Source organism: Pantoea sp. X-Soil-TKNS-1280 (assembly GCF_059730475.1).
Genome location: NZ_AP035962.1, coordinates 413,613 through 435,647 on the forward strand (window position 1 = coordinate 413,613; position 22,035 = coordinate 435,647).

18 protein-coding genes are annotated in these 22,035 nt (G+C 56.2%); 13 read left to right on the plus strand and 5 right to left on the minus strand.

Annotated elements, in window-relative coordinates; translation table 11 throughout:
• Nucleotides 1–100: 100 nt before the first annotated feature.
• The 3 genes from AC6I8X_RS01885 to AC6I8X_RS01895 all read left to right on the plus strand — a co-directional run bounded on the left by AC6I8X_RS01885 (nt 101) and on the right by AC6I8X_RS01895 (nt 1,892).
• A complete protein-coding gene (locus tag AC6I8X_RS01885) occupies nt 101–526 on the plus strand; it encodes a CidA/LrgA family protein (protein ID WP_313683171.1) in 426 nt (141 codons plus the stop codon).
• The gene (locus AC6I8X_RS01890; protein WP_313683170.1) at nt 519–1,214 is read left to right on the plus strand and encodes an LrgB family protein; all 696 of its coding nucleotides are present in this window, start codon (nt 519–521) and stop codon (nt 1,212–1,214) included. The genes AC6I8X_RS01885 and AC6I8X_RS01890 overlap by 8 nt, the downstream gene beginning before the upstream one ends.
• 132 nt (nt 1,215–1,346) lie before the next feature.
• The gene (locus AC6I8X_RS01895) at nt 1,347–1,892 is read left to right on the plus strand and encodes a YfaZ family outer membrane protein (RefSeq protein ID WP_084871864.1); all 546 of its coding nucleotides are present in this window, start codon (nt 1,347–1,349) and stop codon (nt 1,890–1,892) included.
• Nucleotides 1,893–1,992: 100 nt separating this feature from the next.
• On the opposite strand, the gene AC6I8X_RS01900 is transcribed toward AC6I8X_RS01895, so the two are convergent.
• The 3 genes from AC6I8X_RS01900 to acs form a co-directional block, all read right to left on the minus strand.
• The gene (locus AC6I8X_RS01900) at nt 1,993–3,642 is read right to left on the minus strand and encodes a cation acetate symporter (RefSeq protein ID WP_313683169.1); all 1,650 of its coding nucleotides are present in this window, start codon (nt 3,640–3,642) and stop codon (nt 1,993–1,995) included.
• Nucleotides 3,639–3,968, minus strand: coding sequence for a DUF485 domain-containing protein (locus tag AC6I8X_RS01905; RefSeq protein ID WP_084871866.1), 330 nt, complete (start codon nt 3,966–3,968; stop codon nt 3,639–3,641). The genes AC6I8X_RS01900 and AC6I8X_RS01905 overlap by 4 nt, the downstream gene beginning before the upstream one ends.
• Nucleotides 3,969–4,140: 172 nt before the next feature.
• Entirely contained in the window at nt 4,141–6,096 is a 1,956-nt protein-coding gene (gene acs, locus AC6I8X_RS01910; protein WP_497840453.1) for an acetate--CoA ligase, read from the minus strand.
• 571 nt (nt 6,097–6,667) lie between these two features.
• On the opposite strand from acs, the gene gltP reads away from it, so the two are divergent.
• The 4 genes from gltP (at nt 6,668) to AC6I8X_RS01930 (ending at nt 12,186) form a co-directional block, all read left to right on the plus strand.
• Nucleotides 6,668–7,963: a glutamate/aspartate:proton symporter GltP gene (gene gltP / locus AC6I8X_RS01915; protein ID WP_310618010.1), complete on the plus strand. Its 1,296-nt coding sequence runs from the start codon at nt 6,668–6,670 to the stop codon at nt 7,961–7,963.
• Between the two features lie 142 nt (nt 7,964–8,105).
• Nucleotides 8,106–9,017, plus strand: coding sequence for an N-acetylmuramic acid 6-phosphate etherase (gene murQ, locus AC6I8X_RS01920; RefSeq protein ID WP_497840454.1), 912 nt, complete (start codon nt 8,106–8,108; stop codon nt 9,015–9,017).
• Nucleotides 9,017–10,441, plus strand: coding sequence for a PTS N-acetylmuramic acid transporter subunit IIBC (gene murP / locus AC6I8X_RS01925; protein ID WP_497840455.1), 1,425 nt, complete (start codon nt 9,017–9,019; stop codon nt 10,439–10,441). The genes murQ and murP overlap by 1 nt, the downstream gene beginning before the upstream one ends.
• Before the next feature lie 212 nt (nt 10,442–10,653).
• Complete coding sequence (locus AC6I8X_RS01930; protein WP_299458183.1) at nt 10,654–12,186, plus strand: methyl-accepting chemotaxis protein; 1,533 nt, start codon at nt 10,654–10,656, stop codon at nt 12,184–12,186.
• Here the strand turns inward: AC6I8X_RS01930 and AC6I8X_RS01935 are convergent.
• Nucleotides 12,183–13,142 carry an AraC family transcriptional regulator gene (locus tag AC6I8X_RS01935; RefSeq protein ID WP_299458181.1) on the minus strand — a complete coding sequence of 320 codons (960 nt, stop codon included), beginning with the start codon at nt 13,140–13,142 and terminating at the stop codon, nt 12,183–12,185. The genes AC6I8X_RS01930 and AC6I8X_RS01935 overlap by 4 nt on opposite strands.
• 103 nt (nt 13,143–13,245) lie before the next feature.
• Between AC6I8X_RS01935 and AC6I8X_RS01940 the strand changes: the two genes are divergently transcribed.
• From AC6I8X_RS01940 to AC6I8X_RS01955, 4 genes are all read left to right on the plus strand, one after another.
• On the plus strand, nt 13,246–14,433 hold the full coding sequence (locus tag AC6I8X_RS01940) for an MFS transporter (protein WP_313683164.1): 1,188 nt from the start codon (nt 13,246–13,248) through the stop codon (nt 14,431–14,433).
• 260 nt (nt 14,434–14,693) lie between these two features.
• Nucleotides 14,694–14,903: a YdgH/BhsA/McbA family protein gene (locus AC6I8X_RS01945; RefSeq protein WP_084871874.1), complete on the plus strand. Its 210-nt coding sequence runs from the start codon at nt 14,694–14,696 to the stop codon at nt 14,901–14,903.
• Nucleotides 14,904–15,112: 209 nt separating this feature from the next.
• The gene (gene yncE, locus AC6I8X_RS01950) at nt 15,113–16,168 is read left to right on the plus strand and encodes a 7-bladed beta-propeller protein YncE (protein WP_497840456.1); all 1,056 of its coding nucleotides are present in this window, start codon (nt 15,113–15,115) and stop codon (nt 16,166–16,168) included.
• A 122-nt stretch (nt 16,169–16,290) separates the two neighbouring features.
• Nucleotides 16,291–17,931, plus strand: a complete 1,641-nt coding sequence (locus AC6I8X_RS01955; protein ID WP_313683161.1) for a dihydroxyacetone kinase subunit DhaK — start codon at nt 16,291–16,293, stop codon at nt 17,929–17,931.
• 46 nt (nt 17,932–17,977) lie between these two features.
• Here the strand turns inward: AC6I8X_RS01955 and sbmA are convergent, their stop codons facing one another.
• Nucleotides 17,978–19,213, minus strand: coding sequence for a peptide antibiotic transporter SbmA (sbmA, locus tag AC6I8X_RS01960; protein ID WP_497840457.1), 1,236 nt, complete (start codon nt 19,211–19,213; stop codon nt 17,978–17,980).
• A 296-nt stretch (nt 19,214–19,509) separates the two neighbouring features.
• On the opposite strand from sbmA, the gene AC6I8X_RS01965 reads away from it, so the two are divergent.
• Nucleotides 19,510–20,244, plus strand: a complete 735-nt coding sequence (locus tag AC6I8X_RS01965; RefSeq protein ID WP_497840458.1) for a gluconate 2-dehydrogenase subunit 3 family protein — start codon at nt 19,510–19,512, stop codon at nt 20,242–20,244.
• Between the two features lie 2 nt (nt 20,245–20,246).
• Entirely contained in the window at nt 20,247–22,031 is a 1,785-nt protein-coding gene (locus AC6I8X_RS01970; protein ID WP_497840459.1) for a GMC family oxidoreductase, read from the plus strand.
• Nucleotides 22,032–22,035 lie beyond the last annotated feature (4 nt).

Consider the following 22,035-nt stretch of genomic DNA (forward strand, 5'->3'; position numbering starts at 1 on the left):
TTCCTTATTGGCATAGATTGAATAATATTAATTCATTTTTTTCACACTCTGTCTGCGATTTATACTGAACGCCTGATTTATTTACCGGGGAGAGGGGAAAATGGCGTTCGCATTGAGTCCGCGCAGAACGGACATCCTGCAGCGTGTTTTCGTCCCGCTACAGCTGGTGCTGTATGTGGGCTTGTTTATGTTCAGCGATAAGCTGGTGGGCTGGCTGCATTTGCCGCTGCCCGCCAACGTCGTGGGCATGGTTTTGTTGCTGGTGTTAATCATGACGCACGTCATCCCGTTGCGTTGGGTGAAAGCCGGGGCGAACTGGCTGCTGGCCGAGATGTTGCTGTTCTTTGTTCCGGCGGTGGTGGCGGTGGTGAACTACAGCGATCTGCTGCGTAGCGAGGGCTGGCGTATCTGTGTGGTGATTGCGCTCAGTACCCTGATGGTGCTGGCTGCCACCTCGCTGGTGGTCGATCGTGTTTACCGTTTTGAAATGGCGCGCGCCGCGCGTAAGCAGGCGCGTCATGAATGACCTGATTATCAGCCTGATCTGTGTGGTGCTGACGCTGCTGGTGTATTACCTCAACAAACGGCTTTACCGTCGCTGGCGTACCTTGTTGTTGATGCCGCTGGTGATGACACCGCTGGTGTTGGTGGTGCTGCTGCTGGTAACCCATGTGAGCTGGAAAGACTATATCGCCGAAAGCCACTGGTTGCTGTGGTTGCTCGGCCCGGCCACCCTGGCCTTTGCCGTGCCGGTGTATGAAAACCAGGAGATTATTAAACGTCACTGGTTATCGCTCAGCCTGGGTGTGGCGACGGCGACGCTGGTTTCCGTTTGTAGCTCGGTGTGGCTGGCACGGCTGCTGACCTTGCCGGAATCCATCCAGCGCAGCCTGGCGGTACGCTCCATCACCACGCCGTTTGCACTGGCGGCGGCCAAACCCATCGGTGGCCAACCGGACCTGGTGGCGTTATTTGTGGTGATCACCGGGGTGTTTGGCATGGCGGTCGGGGATTTTCTGTTCCTGCGTATCGCGATTAAGCAGGGGGTGGCGAAAGGCGCAGGTTTTGGTGCCGCGTCGCACGGTGCCGGTACCGCACGTGCTTACCAAATCGGCCAGCAGGAGGGTGTCGTTTCCAGTCTGGTGATGATGCTTTCCGGTGTGGTGACGGTGATCCTCGCACCTCTGCTCGGCCACCTGATGTGGCAGGCTTAACGGCCCGTAAGGGCCGTTTTACTTCGCATCGACATCCCTGTTTACGTAAAGCTTGCCAAATAAAGTTGTGTCCTGCCGCCTGGCTGTTTACCCTTTCCGCCGAATTGATTGTCCTTCATGGAGTGGAATTACATGTTAAAGCAACTTGTTACAGGAAGCGTACTGGGTCTGGCACTGCTGAGCAGCGGTGCGCAGGCGATTGAGGGCAGTGTTGATGTGGGTGAGCACACCACCAACCTCAACCTTGGTCTCGGTACGACCTCACCGGGTCTGTTCCTCAATGGCAACTGGCTGCGCAGCGATCACGACGGCAGCAGCTACGGTCTGGGACTGGGTTATAACGTCGATTTCGGCGGCCTGCGTCTGGCACCGACAGCGAAAGCGCTGTTCACTCACCCGGAAGATGGTAAAGACGGATTTACTGTGGCAGTGGGTGCGGGTGCACAATACAATTTCAACCGTATGTGGGGCCTGTATGGTGGCTACTACTACGCACCAGAAGCGTTCTCTGATCACCTCGACAGCTACAAGGAAATGTCTGGTGGCCTGAGCTTCACCCCGATCTCCCTGCTGAACGTGCGTGTCGGTTATCAGTACATCGAGCTGAACAACAAGGGCAGCCGCAAAGACAACGTACTGGCCGATGGTCCGTATGTGGGCGCATCACTGCGTTTCTAACCGCACTGAATCGTAGCGGCGTGATTTATCACGCGGGTTTAGCTGACCAGGCTACCGCTTAAAAAGAGCGCGATAAATCGCGCCGCTACAATTTGGTTTGTCAGTGCGATTTCCCCTGCTGAATCCCCACTCCGGTCTGCGAACGAATAAACTGTCCACGGAAACGTCGCCGTTCAGCCGCTCCCTGCTCTGAACTGTCGGTGATGGAAAACAGCCAGGTACCGATAAAGGCCGCCAGCATTGAGAACAGCGCCGGATACTCATAAGGATAAATCGGCTTTGCATGTCCCAGCACCTGAACCCAAATGGTCGGGCCGAGGATCATCAGCACCACCGCCGTCAGCAGGCCCAGCCAGCCACCGACCATCGCACCGCGCGTGGTCAGTTTTGACCAGTACATCGACAGCAGGATAATCGGGAAGTTACAGCTGGCCGCAATCGAGAACGCCAGGCCGACCATAAAGGCGATGTTCTGCTTCTCGAACAAAATCCCCAGCGCAATCGCCACCACGCCGAGCACCAGCACCGTGATTTTCGATACGCGCAGTTCCTCCCGCTCGGTGGCCTGACCCTTACGGATCACGCTGGCATATAAATCATGAGAAACTGCAGAAGCACCCGCCAGGGTCAGACCGGCCACCACCGCCAGAATGGTGGCGAAGGCCACGGCAGAGATAAAGCCGAGGAACAGGCTGCCACCCACCGCATCCGCCAGATGTACCGCCGCCATATTGGTGCCGCCAATCAGCGCACCGCTGGCATCTTTAAATGCCGGGTTGGCACCCACCAGCAGGATCGCGCCAAAGCCGATAATAAAGGTGAGGAAGTAGAAATAGCCCATAAAGCCAGTGGCCCAGAACACGCTTTTACGCGCTTCGCGTGCATCTGCCACGGTGAAGAAGCGCATCAGGATATGTGGCAAACCGGCGGTACCAAACATCAGCCCCAGCCCCAGTGATAGCGCGGATATCGGATCTTTCACCAGCCCGCCCGGCTGCATAATCGCCGCCCCTTTCGGGTGCACCGCCATTGCCTCGGTAAACAGCGTATTGAAACTGAAGCCGGTGGCCTTCATCACCATAATCGCCATAAAGCTGGCCCCGAACAACAGCAGTACCGCTTTGATGATTTGTACCCAGGTGGTGGCCAGCATGCCGCCGAACAACACATACATCACCATCAGGATACCCACCAGCACCACTGCGATATGGTAGTTAAGGCCGAATAGCAGCTGAATCAGCTTACCGGCACCGACCATCTGCGCAATCAGATACAGCGCAACCACTACCAGCGAGCCGCAGGCAGAGAGGGTGCGAATGGGTTTCTGTGCCAGGCGATAAGAAGCAACATCGGCAAAGGTAAAACGGCCCAGGTTACGCAGACGTTCGGCAATCAGAAACAGGATCATCGGCCAGCCCACCAGGAAGCCGAGTGAATAAATCAGGCCGTCATAGCCCGAGGTATACACCAGCGCCGAAATACCGAGGAAAGACGCGGCGGACATAAAATCCCCCGCCATCGCCAGCCCATTTTGAAAGCCGGTTATATTGCCGCCTGCGGTGTAGTAGTCACTGCGTGAACGGGTACGTTTCGAGGCCCAATACGTGATGCCCAGCGTCGCGGCAACAAACACCACGAACATGATGATGGCTTCATAGTTGGTGGCCTGTTTTTGTACTTCGCCGGTGATGGCATCGGCAAAGGCGCTGAGTGGCGCAGCAGCGAGGAGCAGCGGGAGCAGGCGCTTCATTGTTTTACCTCGCGCAGAATCTGTTGGGTCAGGCGGTCAAATTCGCCGTTGGCGCGCCACACATAGACGCCGGTCAGCACGAAGGAGATGACAATCAGGCCCACGCCGATGGGGATACCCCGCGTCACATTGGTGCCGGGATGGAGTGGCGTGCCAAGCCAGGCGGGGGCAAAGGCGATCAGCAGGATAAAGCCAACGTACAGCACCAGCATGATCAGGCTGAGCAGTAGCGCAAAGGCCTGGCGTTTATGCACCAGTTCCTGAAAGCGCGGATTGCTCTCGATTTGCTGCCACACAGCTTCCTGAGGGTTTACGGCTTCGTTCATCACAGTTTCTCCAGAGGCAAGGCAGGCAGTAACCTCACCAAAATGTGATGTTAACCGCCTGAATGTTCTAATTATTTAATAAATGCGATGTTGAAGAGTACGACGTAAGGTAAGGCTGGCGATGAGGAGCCTTGATAAACAGGCTGAACCTCATCGCCGGGGTTAAGCTCCATCAGGGCATTTTGATGGATTGTTTCTCTTCCAGCAGCTTCTCTACCACGCCAGGATCGGCCAGAGTTGAGGTATCGCCCAGATTGCTGGTATCGCCTGCGGCGATCTTGCGCAGAATACGGCGCATGATTTTGCCGGAGCGGGTTTTCGGCAGTGAATCGGTCCAGTGCAGTACATCCGGGGTGGCAATCGGGCCAATTTCTTTACGTACCCAGTTACGCACTTCGGTATAAAGCTCGGACGACGGTTCTTCACCGTGGTTCAGCGTGATATAAGCATAGATCGCCTGGCCTTTAATGCTATGCGGAATGCCCACCACCGCTGCTTCGGCAATCTTCGGATGCGACACCAGCGCCGACTCGATCTCAGCCGTGCCGAGGCGGTGGCCGGAAACGTTCAGCACGTCATCCACGCGGCCAGTGATCCAGTAGTAACCATCTTCATCACGGCGGGCACCGTCACCGCTGAAGTAGCGATTTTTGAAGGTGGAGAAGTAGGTCTGTTCGAAACGCTCGTGATCGCCAAACAGGGTGCGCGCCTGACCTGGCCATGAATCAACAATCACCAGGTTGCCTTCGGTCGCTCCAGTCAATGTGTTGCCTTCGTTATCCACCAACGCGGGCTGAACCCCAAAGAAGGGTTTGGTGGCGGACCCGGCTTTCAACTCGATGGCACCCGGCAACGGGGTGATCATGAAGCCACCGGTTTCGGTCTGCCACCAGGTATCAACAATCGGGCAACGTCCGTCGCCAATCTTGTTGTAGTACCACTCCCAGGCTTCCGGGTTAATCGGTTCGCCCACCGATCCCATAATGCGCAGGCTGGTACGATGGGTGCCTTCGATGGCTTTGTCACCTTCGGCCATCAGTGCGCGAATCGCCGTCGGGGCGGTGTAGAGCAGCGTGACCTTATGTTTATCCACCACCTCCGCCATACGGCTCGGCTTCGGCCAGTTCGGTACGCCTTCAAACATCAGCGTGGTGGCGCCACAAGCCAGCGGGCCATAAATCAGGTAGCTGTGACCGGTGATCCAGCCGACATCGGCGGTACACCAGTAAACATCATCAGGATGATAATCAAAGACATACTTAAAGGTGGTCGCGGCATACACCAGATAACCGCCGGTGGTATGCAGCACGCCTTTCGGCTTGCCGGTGGAGCCGGAGGTATAAAGGATAAACAGCGGATCTTCCGCGTTCACCGCCACCGGTTGATGCTGATCGGAGGCGTCAGCCATCAGATCATGCCACCACAGGTCACGGCCTTCGCGCCAGCCGGTGTCTTTCCCGGTGCGCTGAAACACCACCACGTTCTTCACGCTGGTGACGCTGGGGTTGCTCAGTGCATCATCGACATTTTTCTTCAGCGGAATGCTGCGTCCGGCGCGTATACCTTCATCGGCGGTGATCACCAATTTGGCGCTGGAATCGACGATGCGTCCGGCCACCGCTTCCGGTGAGAAGCCGCCGAAAATCACCGAATGCACCGCGCCGATACGGGCGCAGGCCAGCATGGCAATCGCGGCTTCCGGCACCATCGGCATATAGATAGCGACTACATCGCCTTTCTTCACGCCCAGGCCGCTCAGTACGTTGGCAAAACGGCACACTTCCCCGTGCAGCTGGCGGAAGGTCAGGGTTTTGCTTTCGCTGGCGTCATCGCCTTCCCAGATAATGGCGGGATGGTCACCACGGGTTTGCAAATGGCGATCAAGGCAGTTGGCCGCGAGATTCAGCGTGCCATCTTCATACCAGCGAATGGAAATATTGCCTGGGGCAAAGGAGGTGTTCTTCACTTTGCTGTAGGGCGTCATCCAGTCGAGAATTTTGCCTTGCTCGCCCCAAAAGGTTTCGGGATCGTCAACCGACTGTTGATACATCTCTGCATATTGCCCAGCATTGATCAGGGCATTTTCTGCAATCGCAGCAGGAACGGGATGTTTGTGAATTTGGCTCATGGCTGACCTCCTTGAAGATGTTAATCATATGTCAATCAATAGTTAATTGAAGCCCGGCGCGAGAGCTTTGTTTCGGTTTTGCAGTCTGGATCACGGCCTAAGTGTGTGGCTATTTACGCCGTAAATTTTGTTGTGTGATCAGCAGGGAGGACAAGGCACTGGCGGCGAAGAGTGAGAAAGTTCTGAACAAAATAGCAGCAAACGCACCCGGCGGCTTTTTGTTCACTTTTGCATAGCTATGCGGAAAATTATCGAATTAAAACTTTTCATAACAGCGGGTTATGGTTATGTCAGCGGATCAGCATTTTATGCTACAGCACCGGATAAGATTTAAGCTATCCCGCCAGGGGTTGCATTTACTGTAGTGAAAATGGTACTTATCTCGCCCCTGTGAAACCAGTATCCACTCAGGTTGCATCACAGGACGCGCGCAAAACGCCCGCACAGCAGTACCGGATCTATTCCAGTATAACCCTCTATTTTATCGAGCTTTTGCTCACTTCCCTGTGTGTATCGTCTTCTGCACCTTCGCAGCAGAGCAAAGGGGTTTTAACTGAGGAAATAACGCGTTATGAAAGGTTTTAAATTCAGCCTCGCCTGGCAAATAGTGATCGCGCTGATTCTCGGCGTGGTGGTCGGCTCGGTGCTGCATAATCAGCCGGACGATCGTGAATGGTTAATCACCAATATTCTCAGCCCGGCCGGTGATATCTTCATTCATCTGATCAAGATGATTGTGGTGCCGATTGTCGTTTCATCATTGATTGTCGGCATCGCCGGTGTCGGTGATGCGAAAAAACTCGGGCGCATTGGTGTCAAAACCATCGTCTATTTTGAAGTGATCACCACCATTGCCATTGTGGTCGGCATTACGCTGGCCAACGTATTCCAACCCGGCAGCGGCATTGATATGTCAACGCTGGCAACGGTGGACATCTCTAAATATGAAGCCACCACGCAGGCGGTGCAGGGCGCACCTCACAGCCTGGTGACCACCATCCTGTCGCTGATCCCGCAGAACATTTTCGCCTCGCTGGTGAAAGGTGACATGCTGCCGATTATCTTCTTCTCGGTATTGTTTGGTCTGGGGCTGTCATCACTGCCTGCGGAACATCGCGATCCGCTGGTGGGGCTGTTCCGCTCGGTTTCCGAAACCATGTTTAAAGTGACGCATATGATCATGCGTTACGCGCCGGTTGGGGTGTTTGCTCTGATTGCCGTCACCATTGCCAACTTTGGTTTTGCTTCGCTGTGGCCACTCGCCAAGCTGGTGCTGCTGGTTTACGTCGCGATTCTGTTCTTCGCCTTTGTGGTGCTGGGCGCGGTGGCGCGTTTGTGTAAGCTGCGTATCACCACCCTGATGCGTATTCTGAAAGACGAGCTGATTCTGGCCTATTCCACTTCCAGCTCGGAAACCGTGCTGCCGCGCATTATGCAGAAGATGGAAGCCTATGGCGCACCGAAGGCCATCACCAGCTTTGTGGTGCCGACCGGTTACTCCTTTAACCTCGACGGTTCTACGCTGTATCAGAGCATCGCGGCGATCTTTATTGCCCAGCTGTACGGTATTGACCTGTCGCTGACCGATGAAATCATCCTGGTGCTGACCCTGATGGTGACCTCGAAAGGGATTGCTGGCGTACCGGGCGTCTCCTTTGTGGTGCTGCTGGCGACGCTGGGCAGCGTAGGGATTCCGCTGGAAGGTCTGGCGTTTATTGCCGGTGTTGACCGCATCATGGATATGGCGCGTACCGCGTTGAATGTGATCGGTAACGCGCTGGCAGTGCTGGTGATCGCGCGCTGGGAAAACCAGTTCGACACCGAACAGGCCGCCGCTTACGAGCTGCAATTACGCACCCAGGCGTAACCTCCTGCATAAACCCGCCGCCCGGCGGGTTTTTTCTTTCTGTCCCACAAAACTGAAAAAATCTTTTCCTGCCTGAGTGAATTAAGAATTCAATTTGATATATAGTTTCATGAATAAATTATTCTTTCACCGGAGTGTGCGCATGAAAATCGATCTTAGCCAGATGGTCACCGAAGGCCGTAACCCGGCCAGCCAGCATATTGATGAGTTATCGACGGAAGCGATGCTGCGCGTTATCAACGATGAAGATAAAAAGGTGGCGCTGGCTGTAGAAGCGATCGTGCCGCAGATTGCCCAGGTGGTGGATGCCATCACCGCTGCCTTTCGCGAGGGCGGTCGCCTGATTTACTGCGGTGCTGGCACCTCCGGGCGTCTTGGCATTCTTGATGCCAGCGAGTGCCCGCCGACCTTTGGCACCCCACGTAGCCAGGTGGTGGGCTTAATCGCCGGGGGACACACCGCAATTTTGCAGGCGGTGGAAAACGCGGAAGACAACATTGCGCAGGGCGCGCAGGATCTGCGTGATATTCAGTTCAGCGCCAAAGATGTGCTGGTGGGCATTGCCGCCAGTGGCCGTACCCCGTACGTGCTGGGGGCGCTCGACTACGCGAAACAGCAGGGTGCGTTTAGCGCCGCCTTAACCTGCAACCCGGATAGCGCGATGGCGCAGGTGGCCGATGTGGCGCTGACCCCGGTGGTTGGCCCGGAAGTGGTCACCGGCTCTTCGCGGATGAAAGCCGGTACCGCGCAGAAGCTGGTGCTGAATATGCTAACTACCGGCGCGATGATCCGCAGCGGCAAGGTGTACGGCAACCTGATGGTGGATGTGGAAGCCACCAACCAGAAGCTGGTACAGCGGCAGATTAACATCGTCCGCCAGGCGACCGATTGCGATGAAGACACGGCGCAGCAGGCGCTGGTGGCCTGTCAGGGCCATTGCAAAACCGCTATTGTGATGGTGCTGGCGGGTTTGCAGGCTGATGAAGCGCAGGCGCTGCTGGGCCAGCATCACGGCTTTATTCGTCAGGCGTTACGTGATGCAGGAGCGCAATAATGGCCGCCATCAGCGAATCCTTATTGCGCGATATTCTGCACGCCGTAGGTGGGGCGGCCAATGTGGCGCACTGCGGTAATTGCATGACGCGCCTGCGTCTGACCTTAGCGGATGCGCAGCTCGCCGATCATGCACGGCTGAAAACCCTGCCAGGGGTGCTCGGGGTGATCGACAGCGATGCGCAGTTGCAGATTGTGTTAGGCCCTGGCAAAGCGCAGAGCGCGGCGGAAATGATGCAGACGATGCTGGAGAGCACGCCGGATCTGCAATCCATTGCCTTGGCGCAAAAGCAGCAGCTTAAAGCGAAACAAACCAGCCGCCTGCATCAGTTTCTCGCACGCTTTGCCACCATCTTTACTCCGCTGATCCCCGGCTTTATTGGTGCCGGTTTGCTGCTGGGTTTCGCCACGCTGATCGAGCAGATATTTCATCTCACCACGCCGGGTGATCATCCCCACTGGCTGCTGGCGACCGTGGCGTATATGAAGGTGTTTGGCAAAGGGCTGTTCACCTTTCTCAGCATCCTGATTGGTTACAACGCGCAAAAAGCCTTTGGCGGCACCGGGGTGAATGGGGCGATTATCGCTTCATTATTTGTGCTGGGCTATGTACCCACCGCCACCGTGGGTTATTACAGCGGCATGGAGAATTTCTTCGGTCTGACTATCGATCCGCGCGGCAATATTATTGGCGTGCTGCTGGCGGCAATATTTGGTGCCTGGCTGGAACGGCAGCTGCGTAAAATCATTCCTGATAATCTGGATATGATTCTCACCTCGTTGCTGACCTTACTGATCACTGGTGCGGTGACTTTCCTGGTGATCATGCCGATTGGCGGTGAATTATTTAAAGGCATGTCATGGCTGTTTATTCATTTGAACAGCAATCCGTTTGGTTGCGCCATTCTGGCCGGATTATTTCTGATTGCGGTGATGTTTGGTATTCATCAGGGGTTTATCCCGGTTTATTTTGCTTTGATGGAAAGCCAGGGCTTTAACTCGCTGTTTCCGATTCTGGCGATGGCGGGAGCTGGTCAGGTGGGGGCGGCGCTGGCATTGTGGTGCCGGGCGGATAAACATTCGCAGTTACGCAGCCAGATAAAAGGGGCGATTGTGCCGGGCCTGTTAGGGGTCGGTGAGCCGTTAATTTACGGCGTCACCCTGCCACGTCTGAAACCCTTTATCACCGCCTGCTGTGGCGGGGCGCTGGGTGGTTTCTTTATTGGCCTGGTGGCCTGGCTGGGATTGCCCGTCGGCATGAACACAGTGTTCGGTCCGTCCGGGCTGGTGACGCTGCCGCTGATGACGTCACCGCAGGGTATCTTCGCCGGTATGGCGGTGTATCTCGCCGGATTGATGGTGGCCTGGGTAGGCGGATTCGCTTTTACCTGGTGGGGCGGCACGCGCGGGGTGGATTTGAGTTAATCGATTAACGTCAAAAAATGGCGCGATAATTCGCGCCACTACATTAAATTTAATGGGTTTTTCTCCCTTTTTGCTCCCCTGAACCTGCCAATTCCCTGCATTATGCGGATTTAAAATTAGATAACCATATTAAAGTTATGACCTTTGCCTGCCGAAAAGATAAATAAGGGTTATCAATTTTTTTCTCGCCTCTGGCTTGCAAGGACTCACTCATGCGTAACAATCAGCCCATCACTCAGCGTGAATACGTCTTTGACGATCATGCCACCCTGATGTCCACCACCGATCTCAATAGCTACATCACCTACGCCAACGATGCTTTTATTGAGGTCAGTGGATTTACCCCGGAGGAGGTGAATGGCCAGCCGCATAACATGGTACGGCACCCGGATATGCCGCCGGAAGCCTTTGCGGATATGTGGGCGACGTTAAAACAGGGTGAACCCTGGACCGCACTGGTGAAAAACCGGCGTAAAAACGGTGATCATTACTGGGTGCGCGCCAACGCCATTCCGGTGGTACGCGCGGGGCAGGTGCAGGGGTATATGTCAGTGCGTACCAAACCGACACCCGAAGAAATTCGCCAGAGCGAGGCGCTGTATCGGGATTTTCGTGAGGGGCGCAGTAAAGGCCGCCGTTTTCATAAAGGGTTAATTGTGGGGCGCTTTAGCGCGTTACTCAAAACGTTGCCGCTGCGCTGGCGGATTCGTTCCCCCTTGGCCGCGCTGCTGCCGCTGTCAGTGCTGGGGGTCTGGTTGCTTGGCCTGCCGCCGCTGGCGCTGGGCTACTTTAGTGGCGGTATGGCGCTGTTATTGTTGCTGGCCAGCCTGTGGCTGGAGCAACAGATTTCACGCCCGATGGAACGTATCTGCCGCCAGGCATTGAGTGTGGCGACCGGGGCCAGCCATAAAGTGGAGCAGATGGATCGTGTCGATGAAATTGGCGTCACGCTGCGCGCCATTGGTCAGCTCGGGCTGATGTTCCGCTGGCTGGTGGATGATGTCAGTGGCCAGGCGATTAACGTGCTGGGTGCCAGCGATGCCATTGCGCGCAGCAACGATGAACTGAGCCGCCGTACTGAGCAGGCAGCTGCCAATGTACAGCAAACGGCTGCCACCATGAACGAAATGACGGCGACAGTGAAAAGTAATACCGAAACCGCCAGCGAAGTGAATGATCTTTCGGCCAACACCAGCCAGGCGGCGGTGCAGGGCGGTAAAGTGATGCAGGAAATGGTCGGCATGATGGCGGAGATTGCCGACAGTGCTAAACGTATCGCCAATATTACCAGTGTGATTGACGGCATTGCCTTCCAGACTAATATCCTGGCGCTGAATGCGGCGGTTGAAGCGGCACGCGCCGGGGAGCAGGGCAAAGGTTTTGCTGTGGTGGCCGGTGAAGTGCGCAACCTGGCGCAGCGGAGCGCCACGGCTGCCAGCGAGATCAAAAAGCTGGTGGAAACCAGCGCCAGCCGAGTGCAGTCGGGCAGCAGCCACGCCGACGCTGCCGGGCGCACCATGCAGGACATCGTTGAACAGGTGCAGCATGTCACCGCGTTAATCGCGCAGATCAGTGCGGCGACGGCAGAACAATCCGTGGCACTGAGCGAGGTAAGCGGCGCGGTGGAGGACCTGGATGACATCACCCATCAAAACGCCGCGCGCGTGCAGGAAGGGGCAGAAGCGTCAGAACGTATGGCACGCCAGGCGAATCGCCTGGTGGAAGCGATCAGCGTGTTCCGTTAAAGCTCGGATATCACCTCCCGTCGGGCGCGCAGTGCGCCTGGCGGTTGTCCGACAATCCGCTTAAACGCCCGACTGAATGCCGCCAGCGAGCCATAACCCAGATGAAAGGCGACGCTTTCCATCGCCTCTCCCTCGTTAACGATGCGCTGCACAGCCAGACGCATACGCAGTTCGGTGAGATAGCGCAGCGGCGTCATGCCGGTGGCCGACTGAAAACGGGCAGCAAACACCGAACGCGAGCTGCCCGATTCGCGTGCCAGCCGTTCTACCGTCCAGTTTTCGCCTGGCGCGCGGTGCATGGCCGCCATCGCCAGACTGAGGCGCGGATCGCGCAGCGCCTGCACCAGCCCGCTGCCTTTGCCGCAGCCGTTTTCCACCCAGCCACGCACAATCTGTGCCGCCACCACATCCGCCAGACGTGACAAAATCCCGGCAAATCCCGCCTGGCGCAGGCGCGTTTCCCGCTCCATCGCATCGAGGATTGGCTGGATTTCCGGATATTGCGCCAGCAGCGTGCTGACCAGCATCACATCCGGCATGGTATGCACCAGCGGCTGCATCCCACCCAGTTCAAACGCCATGCAGGCGCTGAACAGCACCACATCGGCGTTATCCGGGCTGTCGCACGCGGTGCCGTCAATGGCACAGACGCTGTCGCAAATCGGTTTGCTATTGAAGGTGCTGATCGGCTCGCAGTGCGCTTCTTCGCTTGAGATCAGCGCGTGGGGGCGACCATGCGGGATCAGCAGCGCATCACCGGCCTCAAGGGGATAGATCGTCCCGGAGGCGGAGCGGATCAGCAGCGATCCTCGCCCGACAAAATGCAGCTGCGCCCGGCCAGGCGCATCGTCGTAACGCAGGCCAAACGGGGCATTCAGGGCGATACGCTGATACCTGACGCCGTACAGACGCATGCCCATCAGCAGTTCACTGGTCAGATCTTCATAGCGGCTCATACGATTCCAGACGAATTATCAAAAAACAAAGTTTCTGTATCATAGATCGTCTTGCTGTTGCTCACTATGCTCACTCTTTAATATTTTGTGATGGGGATCGCAGATGAGCCTGAATAGTGATGTCGTCGAACAGAGTTTGCCGGTGGAGAAACCCGCGTGGGGGGCGGTATTTGCCATGGCTTTCGGCGTATTCGGCCTGATTACCGCCGAGTTTTTGCCGGTAAGCCTGCTGACGCCGATTGCCGCTTCGTTGCAGGTTAGTGAAGGGCAGGCGGGACAAACCGTCACAGTGACCGCGCTGGTGGCGCTGCTGACCAGCCTGGTGATTGGCAATCTCACCCGCCGTCTTGATCGTCGCATGGTGATGCTGGCATTTACCCTGTTGTTGATCGCCTCGGCGCTGCTGGTGGCGTTTGCTGAGGATCTCACCATGATCCTGCTGGCACGTGTATTGCTGGGCATGGCGATTGGTGGTTTCTGGACGTTATCAACCGCCATCACCATGCGTCTGGTGCCGAATGACCAGGTGCCACGTGCGCTATCGATTGTGTTTAGCGGGATTTCGCTGGCGACCATCATCGCCGCGCCGCTTGGCAGCTATCTGGGCGGGCTGATTGGCTGGCGTAATATTTTCCTGCTGACCGGTGCGTTAGGTGTGCTGGCGTTGTTCTGGCAGTTCTTTACCCTGCCTGCCATGCCGCCGGAAAACAAGGCACGCAGTGGTGGCGTGCTGGACCTGCTGCGCCGTAGCGTGATGCGCTGGGGGATGCTGGCGGTGATCATGATGTTTACCGGTCACTTCGCCTTCTTTACTTACCTGCGTCCGTTCCTGGAAAGTGCTGCGCAGCTTAACGTCAATCAGCTGTCGCTGGTGCTGCTGGCGTTTGGTGTGGCGAACTTCTTCGGTACTTCGCTGGCGGGTTATCTGGTGACGCGCAGCGTGTCGCTGACCCTCAGCGGTATGGCGCTGCTGATGAGCGTCACTGCGCTGGTGCTGGTGAGCTTCGGCGGTGTCTCGTGGCTGGTGGCGGGTGGTGTCGCGGTATGGGGCCTGGCATTTGGTTCGATGCCGACTGGCTGGTCAACCTGGATTTCCCGTGCTGTGCCGGATGACGCGGAATCCGGTGGCGGCTTGCTGGTGGCGACGATTCAGCTGGCGATCACCGCCGGTGCTGCTGCGGGTGGCTGGATGTTTGATTTGCAGGGCGCAGGCGGGGTATTCCTCTCCAGTGGTGTACTGATGTTGCTGGCGGCGATAACCATTTTCACCCGTGTGCGGCATCACGGATAATCACCGTTTTTGATAAGGTCGGCATTCATGCCGACCTTCAACCAATACCACCAATCACAGCGATAAATCCTGCCTTTTAACTAAAATGCAGATTATTAACACTGCGTGCAAAAGCTAACCATAGCGTGCTTTTTATAGTCAGTTTTTTTGAATGATAACCGCAAATCTCTCCGCTTTTTGTTGATCAATTTTCGGCCTAATATTTATCTCAACAAGGCGATGACGCCTTACCTAATCAAATGTTGACCGAGGAATTGACCATGAAATCTATCAAAACTTTTGCTGCTGTTGTTGCTCTTTCCGTCCTGCCTTTCGCCAGCTTTGCTCAGAGCGTGACCGCTACCGCGTCAACTCTGGACGGTGCTGAAGCGAAAATTGCTGCTCAGGCACAAGAAGCTGGTGCTTCCTATAAAGTGACAGAAGCCACCTTCAACAACGGCGTGCACATGACCGCTGAACTGACTAAATAAGTTAGTTAACAATCTGTGCTGACAGGGCGCCTCCGGGCGCCCTGTCGGCGTTTAAGTCGATAAAATCCTGTCACTTTCCTTCGTAAATGATTACTATTCGCAAAAATAAAATCCTTCGTCGGCCTGCCTCGGGCTGCTTTTAACCATCTGGTTGCAATGTCGGGCTTTCATTCACTGCCGTGAGGCGGTGGCTTTGCTATGGAGAAGTCATGAAAGCGAATAAAACTGTGCAGTGGGCGCTGCGTCCACTGTTTCTGGCGACAGCCCTGTTTTCTACCTCTGCGGTAATGGCGGCAGAGGCTCAGGAATTGAATCAGCCGATCTCGAAAGGTGCCTATGAACTGGCGTTCAGCAACAGCGATAACGCGCTGTTCCTGGCGACGTCACAAAATGCCACCAACGAAAAAGGCGGCACCGTCTATCGTCTCGACCCGCAAAATCTGGCGGTAAAACAAACCATCGATACCGACCTGAAAGCCTTCGGTGCCACCATCAACCCCAAAACCAACGTCCTCTACATCGGTAATACCGTGAATGCGGCGGTGACAGCGGTGGATGCCACCAGCGGCAAGGTACTGAATACACTGGTGCTGGATGGCCGTAAGCGCAGCGAAGATGTGCGTCCGCTGCAACCGCGTGAGCTGGTAGCCGATGCGGCGACTGACCGCGTTTATATCACCGGTCTGGGCCCGCAAAGCGTGGTCTGGGTGGTGGATGGCAAAACGCTGCAACTGATTAGCACCGTGCCGAACACCGGCAAAATGGGCACCGGCCTGGCGCTGGATTCCGCTGCGCAGAAACTCTACGTCACCAACGGCGACGGTGAGCTGGTCACCATCAATACCCGTCTGAATGCGATTGAAAAGCGTCAGAAAATCGACGCGGATAAAGATCATTTCTTCCTGAATATCGCGCTGGATACCCAGGGACATCGCGCCTTCCTCAGCGATTCCAAACAGCCGCAGGTGCTGGTGCTGGATACCCGTAGCCAGCAGGTCATCCACCGGATTGATGTCCCTGAATCGCTGGCGGTGCTGTTCAATGCTGAGCGTGATGAACTGTACGTGACGCACCGCAAAGCGGGTGAAATCAGCATCATTGACGCCAGCAACTACAAAGTGAAACGCACCGTCAAAGCACCGGGCCTGCCGAACAGCCTGGCGCTGTCGGCGGATGGTAAAACGTTGTTTGTCAGCATTAAACAGCCTAGCTCACGTAAAGAACCACCGAAAAATCCGGATAGCGTGCTGCGCATCGCGCTGTGATCACATTTATCTGAATTTGCAGGGCGGCTTGTGCCGCCCTTTGCATTTCCTGCCTTTGCTCTGCGTTTCTCTGCGCTTACTGCGCTACCTTTAAGTACCACAACACCAAAAGGGAGAACGCAATGAGCCAGTTTTTTATGCATAAGAAGGTCGATCTGGTTAACGAAGCTATCGAAGGGATTCTGTTGAGTACCCCATGGCATAACCTCAGTCGGCTGGATCTCGGAGATGAGATCCGCGTCGTGGTGCGCAATGACTGGGACAAAAGCAAAGTCGCGCTGATCTCCGGGGGTGGCTCCGGCCATGAACCGGCCCATGCCGGATTTGTCGGTAAAGGGATGCTGACGGCGGCAGTGTGCGGCGATATCTTCGCCTCGCCGAGTGTTGATGCGGTGCTGAGTGCCATTATCAATGTCACCGGCGACGCGGGCTGTTTGTTAATTGTGAAAAATTATACCGGTGACCGCCTCAATTTCGGGCTGGCGGCGGAGAAAGCGAAAAAGCTCGGCTACAAAGTGGAGCTGGTGATGGTGCAGGACGACATCGCCCTGCCAGAGAACCCGCAGCCGCGGGGCATTGCCGGGACCGTGCTGGTGCATAAAATTGCCGGTTACGCCGCCGAACAGGGCAAACCGCTCAGTGCCGTCAAAGCGTTAGCGCAGCAGACGATAGAAGCCATCTCGTCGATTGGCCTGGCGTTTGGCACCTGTCATATTCCGGGTGAAAAACGCGATGATCGCGTGCGGGAAGGGCACAGCGAGCTGGGCATGGGCATACATGGCGAACCGGGCGTAGTGACGCTTGATACGCAAAATAGCCGGAAAATCAGCAGCATCATGACGGATAAACTGGCCCAGACGCTGCCAGACGGCAAACAGTCGCTGCTGCTGATCAATAACCTCGGCGGTTTCTCACAACTTGAGCTGGCGCTGCTGACGCGTGAAGTGTTGCAGTCACCGCTGGCGGCACGCATCACTCATCTGATTGGCCCGGCTACCTTGGTGAGTGCGCTGGATATGAAAGGCTTTTCACTGTCGCTGCTGGCGCTGGAGCCGCACTTCATCGAAGCGTTGAGCGCCCCGGTGCAGGTGATGGGCTGGGTGCCGATGTATGATTTTGCCCCGGTCAGCCTGCAAACCGCGACCGTTCCCCTCAGTGAGCTGGAAGTGACGCCATCGCAGGACAAGGCCGTGGCGGAGGTGGTGAAACGCATTACACAAACGCTGATCGAGCTGGAAAGTGACCTGAATGCGCTGGATGCCAAAGTGGGCGATGGCGATACCGGCTCCACTTTTGCTGCCGGGGCGAAGAAAATCCAGCGTGGTTTGCGCGAACATCAGCTGCCGCTGGCGGAGTTGTCAGTGCTGCTGGCGCTGGTGGGTGAGCAGCTCTCCACGGTGATGGGCGGTTCGAGTGGTGTGCTGATGTCGATTCTGTTCACTGCCGCCGGACAGCGGGTGGACGAGGGTTATGAGTTGCCGGAAGCGCTGATGTACGGGCTGGAACGCATGAAACATTATGGTGGTGCTCAGCCAGGGCACCGCACGATGATCGATGCGCTGGAACCGGCACTCTGGGCGCTGGTGGCGGGGCAAACCATGCAGGATGCCGCCGATGCGGCGAAGAAAGGCGCGGATGCCACGGCGCAGATGTCGAGTGCCAAAGCCGGACGCTCGGCCTATCTCAACCAGCAAAGTTTACATGGTGTGAAAGATCCAGGTGCATTTGCGGTTGAGCAGGTGTTTGCGGCATTGGCGCGGTGATAGCGTACGGTGCGCATTGATGCGCACCGTATCCAAAATCACACCGTTATTCTGCCGCTTCGCGCATCATCTCTTCGTGCGGGATATCCTGCAAAATCTGTTCAAAACTGCGCAGACGTTTGTAGATCGACATCAATTCCACCAGCGTTGACCACGAGGTAATCAGGTACTGGAACGACGAACGTACCTGGTCAAACACGTTGGTGATCTGGTTTAGCAGACCGAGCGTAATGGTGCCCGCCACAATCGACGGGAATAGCAAAAACAGCCCGAACACGTTATCTACTTGCAAATAAAGAATGCGGGTGATGTTGAAGTACAGATAGTGGAAATAGAGGCGGAAATAGTTAAAACGCACCCGGCCAAACAGCTCGGTGACGGTCGGTGGTGAGGCACGCGCCGCATCATCTTCGCCGTAAACCAGCTCTTTACGATAGGCCGCTTCCACCCGCTGGTTACGGAATTCCAGACCCGGCAGCTTGATACCCACCAGCGCCAGCAGACCGGTACCGAAAATCGACCACAGCACCGCCGCGATCACCAGCGCGTAAGGAATATTGCCCAGCAGCGGGATATCTTTCACATGATGCGACAGGGTGATCAACACCGGCAGGAAGGCAATCAGCGTCATGATCGCCTGAATAAAGCTGACGCCCCAGTCTTCCAGCGTGCTGGCGAAACGCATGGTATCTTCCTGCACACGCTGCGCCGCACCTTCCACATGACGCAGGCGTTGCCAGTTGTGCATGTAGTAGTTATTCATCGCGGTACGCCAGCGGAACACCCAGTGGCTGATGAAGAAGGAGTTCATCACACCAATCACCACGGCGATCAGCGCGATGCCTAAAAAGGCGACTACCTGCTGATAAAATTCACCGATCTGCACCGAACCGGCTTTAGTGAGCGCTTTCTGAATCAAATCATAGAACGGGCCATACCAGGCATTGACCGCCACCCCGACCTGCACACCAAACCAGGTAACGAAGATAATCAGCGCGGAACCCCATACTGACCAGCGCTGCCACGGATGGTTATCGGCGATGCGCCAGGCGATGGCAAACAGCGCCACGACCAGCCAGTAATAGGCGTAAAACCACAGTTGGCTGGCGGCGATAAAACGCAGCGCGTTATCAGGCAACGGTTTACTCATGGCTGCGGCAATATTGGGCCACATAGAAGGTAAGTCGCTGGCAAAGCCAAACCAGGCAAAAATCGCCAGCAAACTCCAGATGGCCACCGTGCTGAAAAACAGCGCTGGCCGGGGAAAATAGGACTTAAACATAGACACTCCGCTGTTATCAGATCCCTTTATACCGTTTAGGGGCCTTAACTGTCTGTAGGCTGTTGTATCAGACCATGACAATGTCGCGCCTGCGGTGTAAAGCCGCTGCGCAAAATGTTAATTATTTTGTGCGATTTTGTGTCCTTACGCTAAATCTTTGTCAGCAACGGTGTTACACTGCGGCGCAATGTTACCGGTAACGGTGGCGCTGTATCCTTAAGCCCGCACATAAAAATCATTACAACGCAATCAGTTAACCTTTCATGCCACATTATATGCGGCACTGAGGCAATGTCATGTCAGAACACAAAAATGGTCACACACGCAGGGATTTTCTGCTGAGAACCATCACCCTGGCGCCAGCAATGGCGGTGGGTTCCACGGCGATGGGTGCACTGGTTGCGCCAATGGCTGCCGGAGCAGCAGAACAAAGTGGCGCGCCACAAAAAGCCCGCGACTATCAGCCGACCTGGTTTACGGCTGAAGAGTTCGCCTTTATCACCGCTGCGGTGGCACGTTTGATCCCCAACGATGAACGCGGTCCTGGCGCACTGGAAGCCGGGGTACCGGAGTTTATCGATCGCCAGATGAACACCCCGTACGCCCTCGGCAGCAACTGGTACATGCAGGGGCCGTTCAATCCCGATCTGCCGAAAGAGCTGGGTTATCAGCTGCCGCTGGTGCCACAGCAGATCTACCGCCTGGGCCTCGCCGATGCTGATAGCTGGAGCAAAAAGCAGCACGGCAAAGTGTTTGCTGAGCTGAGCGGCGAACAGCAGGATGCGCTGCTGGGCGACTTCGAAAGCGGTAAAGCGGAGTTCACCCAACTCCCGGCCAAAACCTTCTTCTCCTTCCTGCTGCAAAACACCCGTGAGGGTTACTTCAGCGATCCGATCCACGGTGGCAATCAGGGCATGGTGGGCTGGAAGCTGATTGGCTTCCCCGGCGCACGCGCTGATTACATGGATTGGGTGGAACGCGGTGAACGCTATCCGTTCCCGTCAGTGGATATTCGCGGGGAGAGGGCGTAACCGTGGCAAATGAATTGAAGAAAGTGGATGCGGTAGTAGTGGGTTTCGGCTGGGCTGGAGCCATCATGGCAAAAGAACTGACCGAAGCCGGGCTGAATGTGGTGGCGCTGGAACGCGGTCCGCACCGTGACACCTACCCGGATGGCGCGTATCCGCAATCCATTGATGAACTGACCTACAACATCCGTAAAAAGTTGTTCCAGGATCTGTCAAAAAGCACCGTCACCATTCGTCACGACGCGTCACAGACGGCAGTGCCTTATCGTCAGCTGGCGGCGTTTCTGCCCGGCACCGGCACCGGCGGCGCGGGCCTGCACTGGTCGGGCGTACATTTCCGTGTCGATCCGGTCGAGCTGAATCTGCGCAGTCATTATGAAGCGCGTTACGGCAAAAACTTTATCCCGGAAGGCATGACGATTCAGGATTTCGGCGTCAGCTATAACGAACTGGAACCCTTCTTCGATCAGGCGGAGAAAGTCTTTGGTACCTCGGGCAGTGCCTGGACCATCAAAGGCAAGATGATCGGCAAGGACAAAGGCGGCAACTTTTACGCGCCGGACCGCTCCAGCGATTTCCCGCTGCCCGCACAGAAGCGTACTTACTCGGCGCAGCTGTTTGCCCAGGCGGCAGAGTCGGTGGGCTATCACCCGTACGATATGCCATCGGCCAACACCTCAGGTCCGTACACCAACACCTACGGCGCACAGATGGGCCCGTGCAACTTCTGCGGCTATTGCAGCGGCTACGCCTGCTACATGTATTCCAAAGCCTCGCCTAACGTGAACATCCTGCCCGCGCTGCGTCAGGAGCCGAAGTTTGAGCTGCGTAACAACGCCTATGTGTTGCGCGTCAATCTGACCGGCGACAAAAAACGCGCCACCGGCGTGACCTATCTCGATGGTCAGGGCCGTGAAGTGGTGCAGCCTGCGGATCTGGTGATCCTGTCGGCGTTCCAGTTCCACAACGTGCATCTGATGCTGCTGTCCGGTATCGGTCAGCCGTATAACCCGATCACGAACGAAGGTGTGGTCGGCCGTAACTTCGCTTATCAGAACATCTCGACGCTGAAAGCGCTGTTCGATAAAAACACCACCACCAACCCGTTTATCGGTGCGGGTGGTGCAGGGGTAGCGGTGGATGATTTCAACGCCGATAACTTCGACCACGGTCCGTACGGTTTCGTCGGTGGCTCGCCATTCTGGGTGAACCAGGCGGGTACCAAACCGGTTTCCGGTCTGCCGACCCCCAAAGGCACACCGAACTGGGGCAGCCAGTGGAAAGCGGCGGTAGCGGATACCTACAACCACCATATTTCGATGGATGCCCACGGTGCGCACCAGTCATACCGCGCTAACTACCTCGATCTCGATCCGAACTACAAAAATGTCTACGGCCAGCCGCTGCTGCGTATGACCTTTGACTGGCAGGACAACGACATCAGGATGGCGCAGTTCATGGTCGGCAAGATGCGCAAAATCACCGAGGCCATGAACCCGAAGATGATCATCGGCGGCGCTAAGGGGCCAGGCACCCACTTCGATACCACCGTGTATCAAACCACGCATATGAGCGGCGGGGCGATCATGGGTGAAGATCCGAAAACCAGCGCAGTGAACCGTTATTTGCAGAGCTGGGATGTGCCGAACGTGTTTGTGCCGGGGGCGTCTGCGTTCCCGCAGGGTCTGGGCTACAACCCAACCGGCATGGTGGCGGCACTGACCTATTGGTCGGCGAAAGCCATCCGTGAACAGTATCTGAAGAACCCTGGTCCACTGGTGCAGGCATAAGGAA

Excerpts from the sequence above, each read along its gene's own strand:
- AC6I8X_RS01885 (WP_313683171.1), top strand. The coding sequence starts at position 101 with ATGGCGTTCGCATTGAGTCCGCGCAGAACGGACATCCTGCAGCGTGTT.
- AC6I8X_RS01890 (WP_313683170.1), top strand. The coding sequence starts at position 519 with ATGAATGACCTGATTATCAGCCTGATCTGTGTGGTGCTGACGCTGCTG.
- AC6I8X_RS01895 (WP_084871864.1), top strand. The coding sequence starts at position 1,347 with ATGTTAAAGCAACTTGTTACAGGAAGCGTACTGGGTCTGGCACTGCTG.
- AC6I8X_RS01900 (WP_313683169.1), bottom strand. The coding sequence starts at position 3,642 with ATGAAGCGCCTGCTCCCGCTGCTCCTCGCTGCTGCGCCACTCAGCGCC.
- AC6I8X_RS01905 (WP_084871866.1), bottom strand. The coding sequence starts at position 3,968 with ATGAACGAAGCCGTAAACCCTCAGGAAGCTGTGTGGCAGCAAATCGAG.
- acs (WP_497840453.1), bottom strand. The coding sequence starts at position 6,096 with ATGAGCCAAATTCACAAACATCCCGTTCCTGCTGCGATTGCAGAAAAT.
- gltP (WP_310618010.1), top strand. The coding sequence starts at position 6,668 with ATGAAAGGTTTTAAATTCAGCCTCGCCTGGCAAATAGTGATCGCGCTG.
- murQ (WP_497840454.1), top strand. The coding sequence starts at position 8,106 with ATGAAAATCGATCTTAGCCAGATGGTCACCGAAGGCCGTAACCCGGCC.
- murP (WP_497840455.1), top strand. The coding sequence starts at position 9,017 with ATGGCCGCCATCAGCGAATCCTTATTGCGCGATATTCTGCACGCCGTA.
- AC6I8X_RS01930 (WP_299458183.1), top strand. The coding sequence starts at position 10,654 with ATGCGTAACAATCAGCCCATCACTCAGCGTGAATACGTCTTTGACGAT.
- AC6I8X_RS01935 (WP_299458181.1), bottom strand. The coding sequence starts at position 13,142 with ATGAGCCGCTATGAAGATCTGACCAGTGAACTGCTGATGGGCATGCGT.
- AC6I8X_RS01940 (WP_313683164.1), top strand. The coding sequence starts at position 13,246 with ATGAGCCTGAATAGTGATGTCGTCGAACAGAGTTTGCCGGTGGAGAAA.
- AC6I8X_RS01945 (WP_084871874.1), top strand. The coding sequence starts at position 14,694 with ATGAAATCTATCAAAACTTTTGCTGCTGTTGTTGCTCTTTCCGTCCTG.
- yncE (WP_497840456.1), top strand. The coding sequence starts at position 15,113 with ATGAAAGCGAATAAAACTGTGCAGTGGGCGCTGCGTCCACTGTTTCTG.
- AC6I8X_RS01955 (WP_313683161.1), top strand. The coding sequence starts at position 16,291 with ATGAGCCAGTTTTTTATGCATAAGAAGGTCGATCTGGTTAACGAAGCT.
- sbmA (WP_497840457.1), bottom strand. The coding sequence starts at position 19,213 with ATGTTTAAGTCCTATTTTCCCCGGCCAGCGCTGTTTTTCAGCACGGTG.
- AC6I8X_RS01965 (WP_497840458.1), top strand. The coding sequence starts at position 19,510 with ATGTCAGAACACAAAAATGGTCACACACGCAGGGATTTTCTGCTGAGA.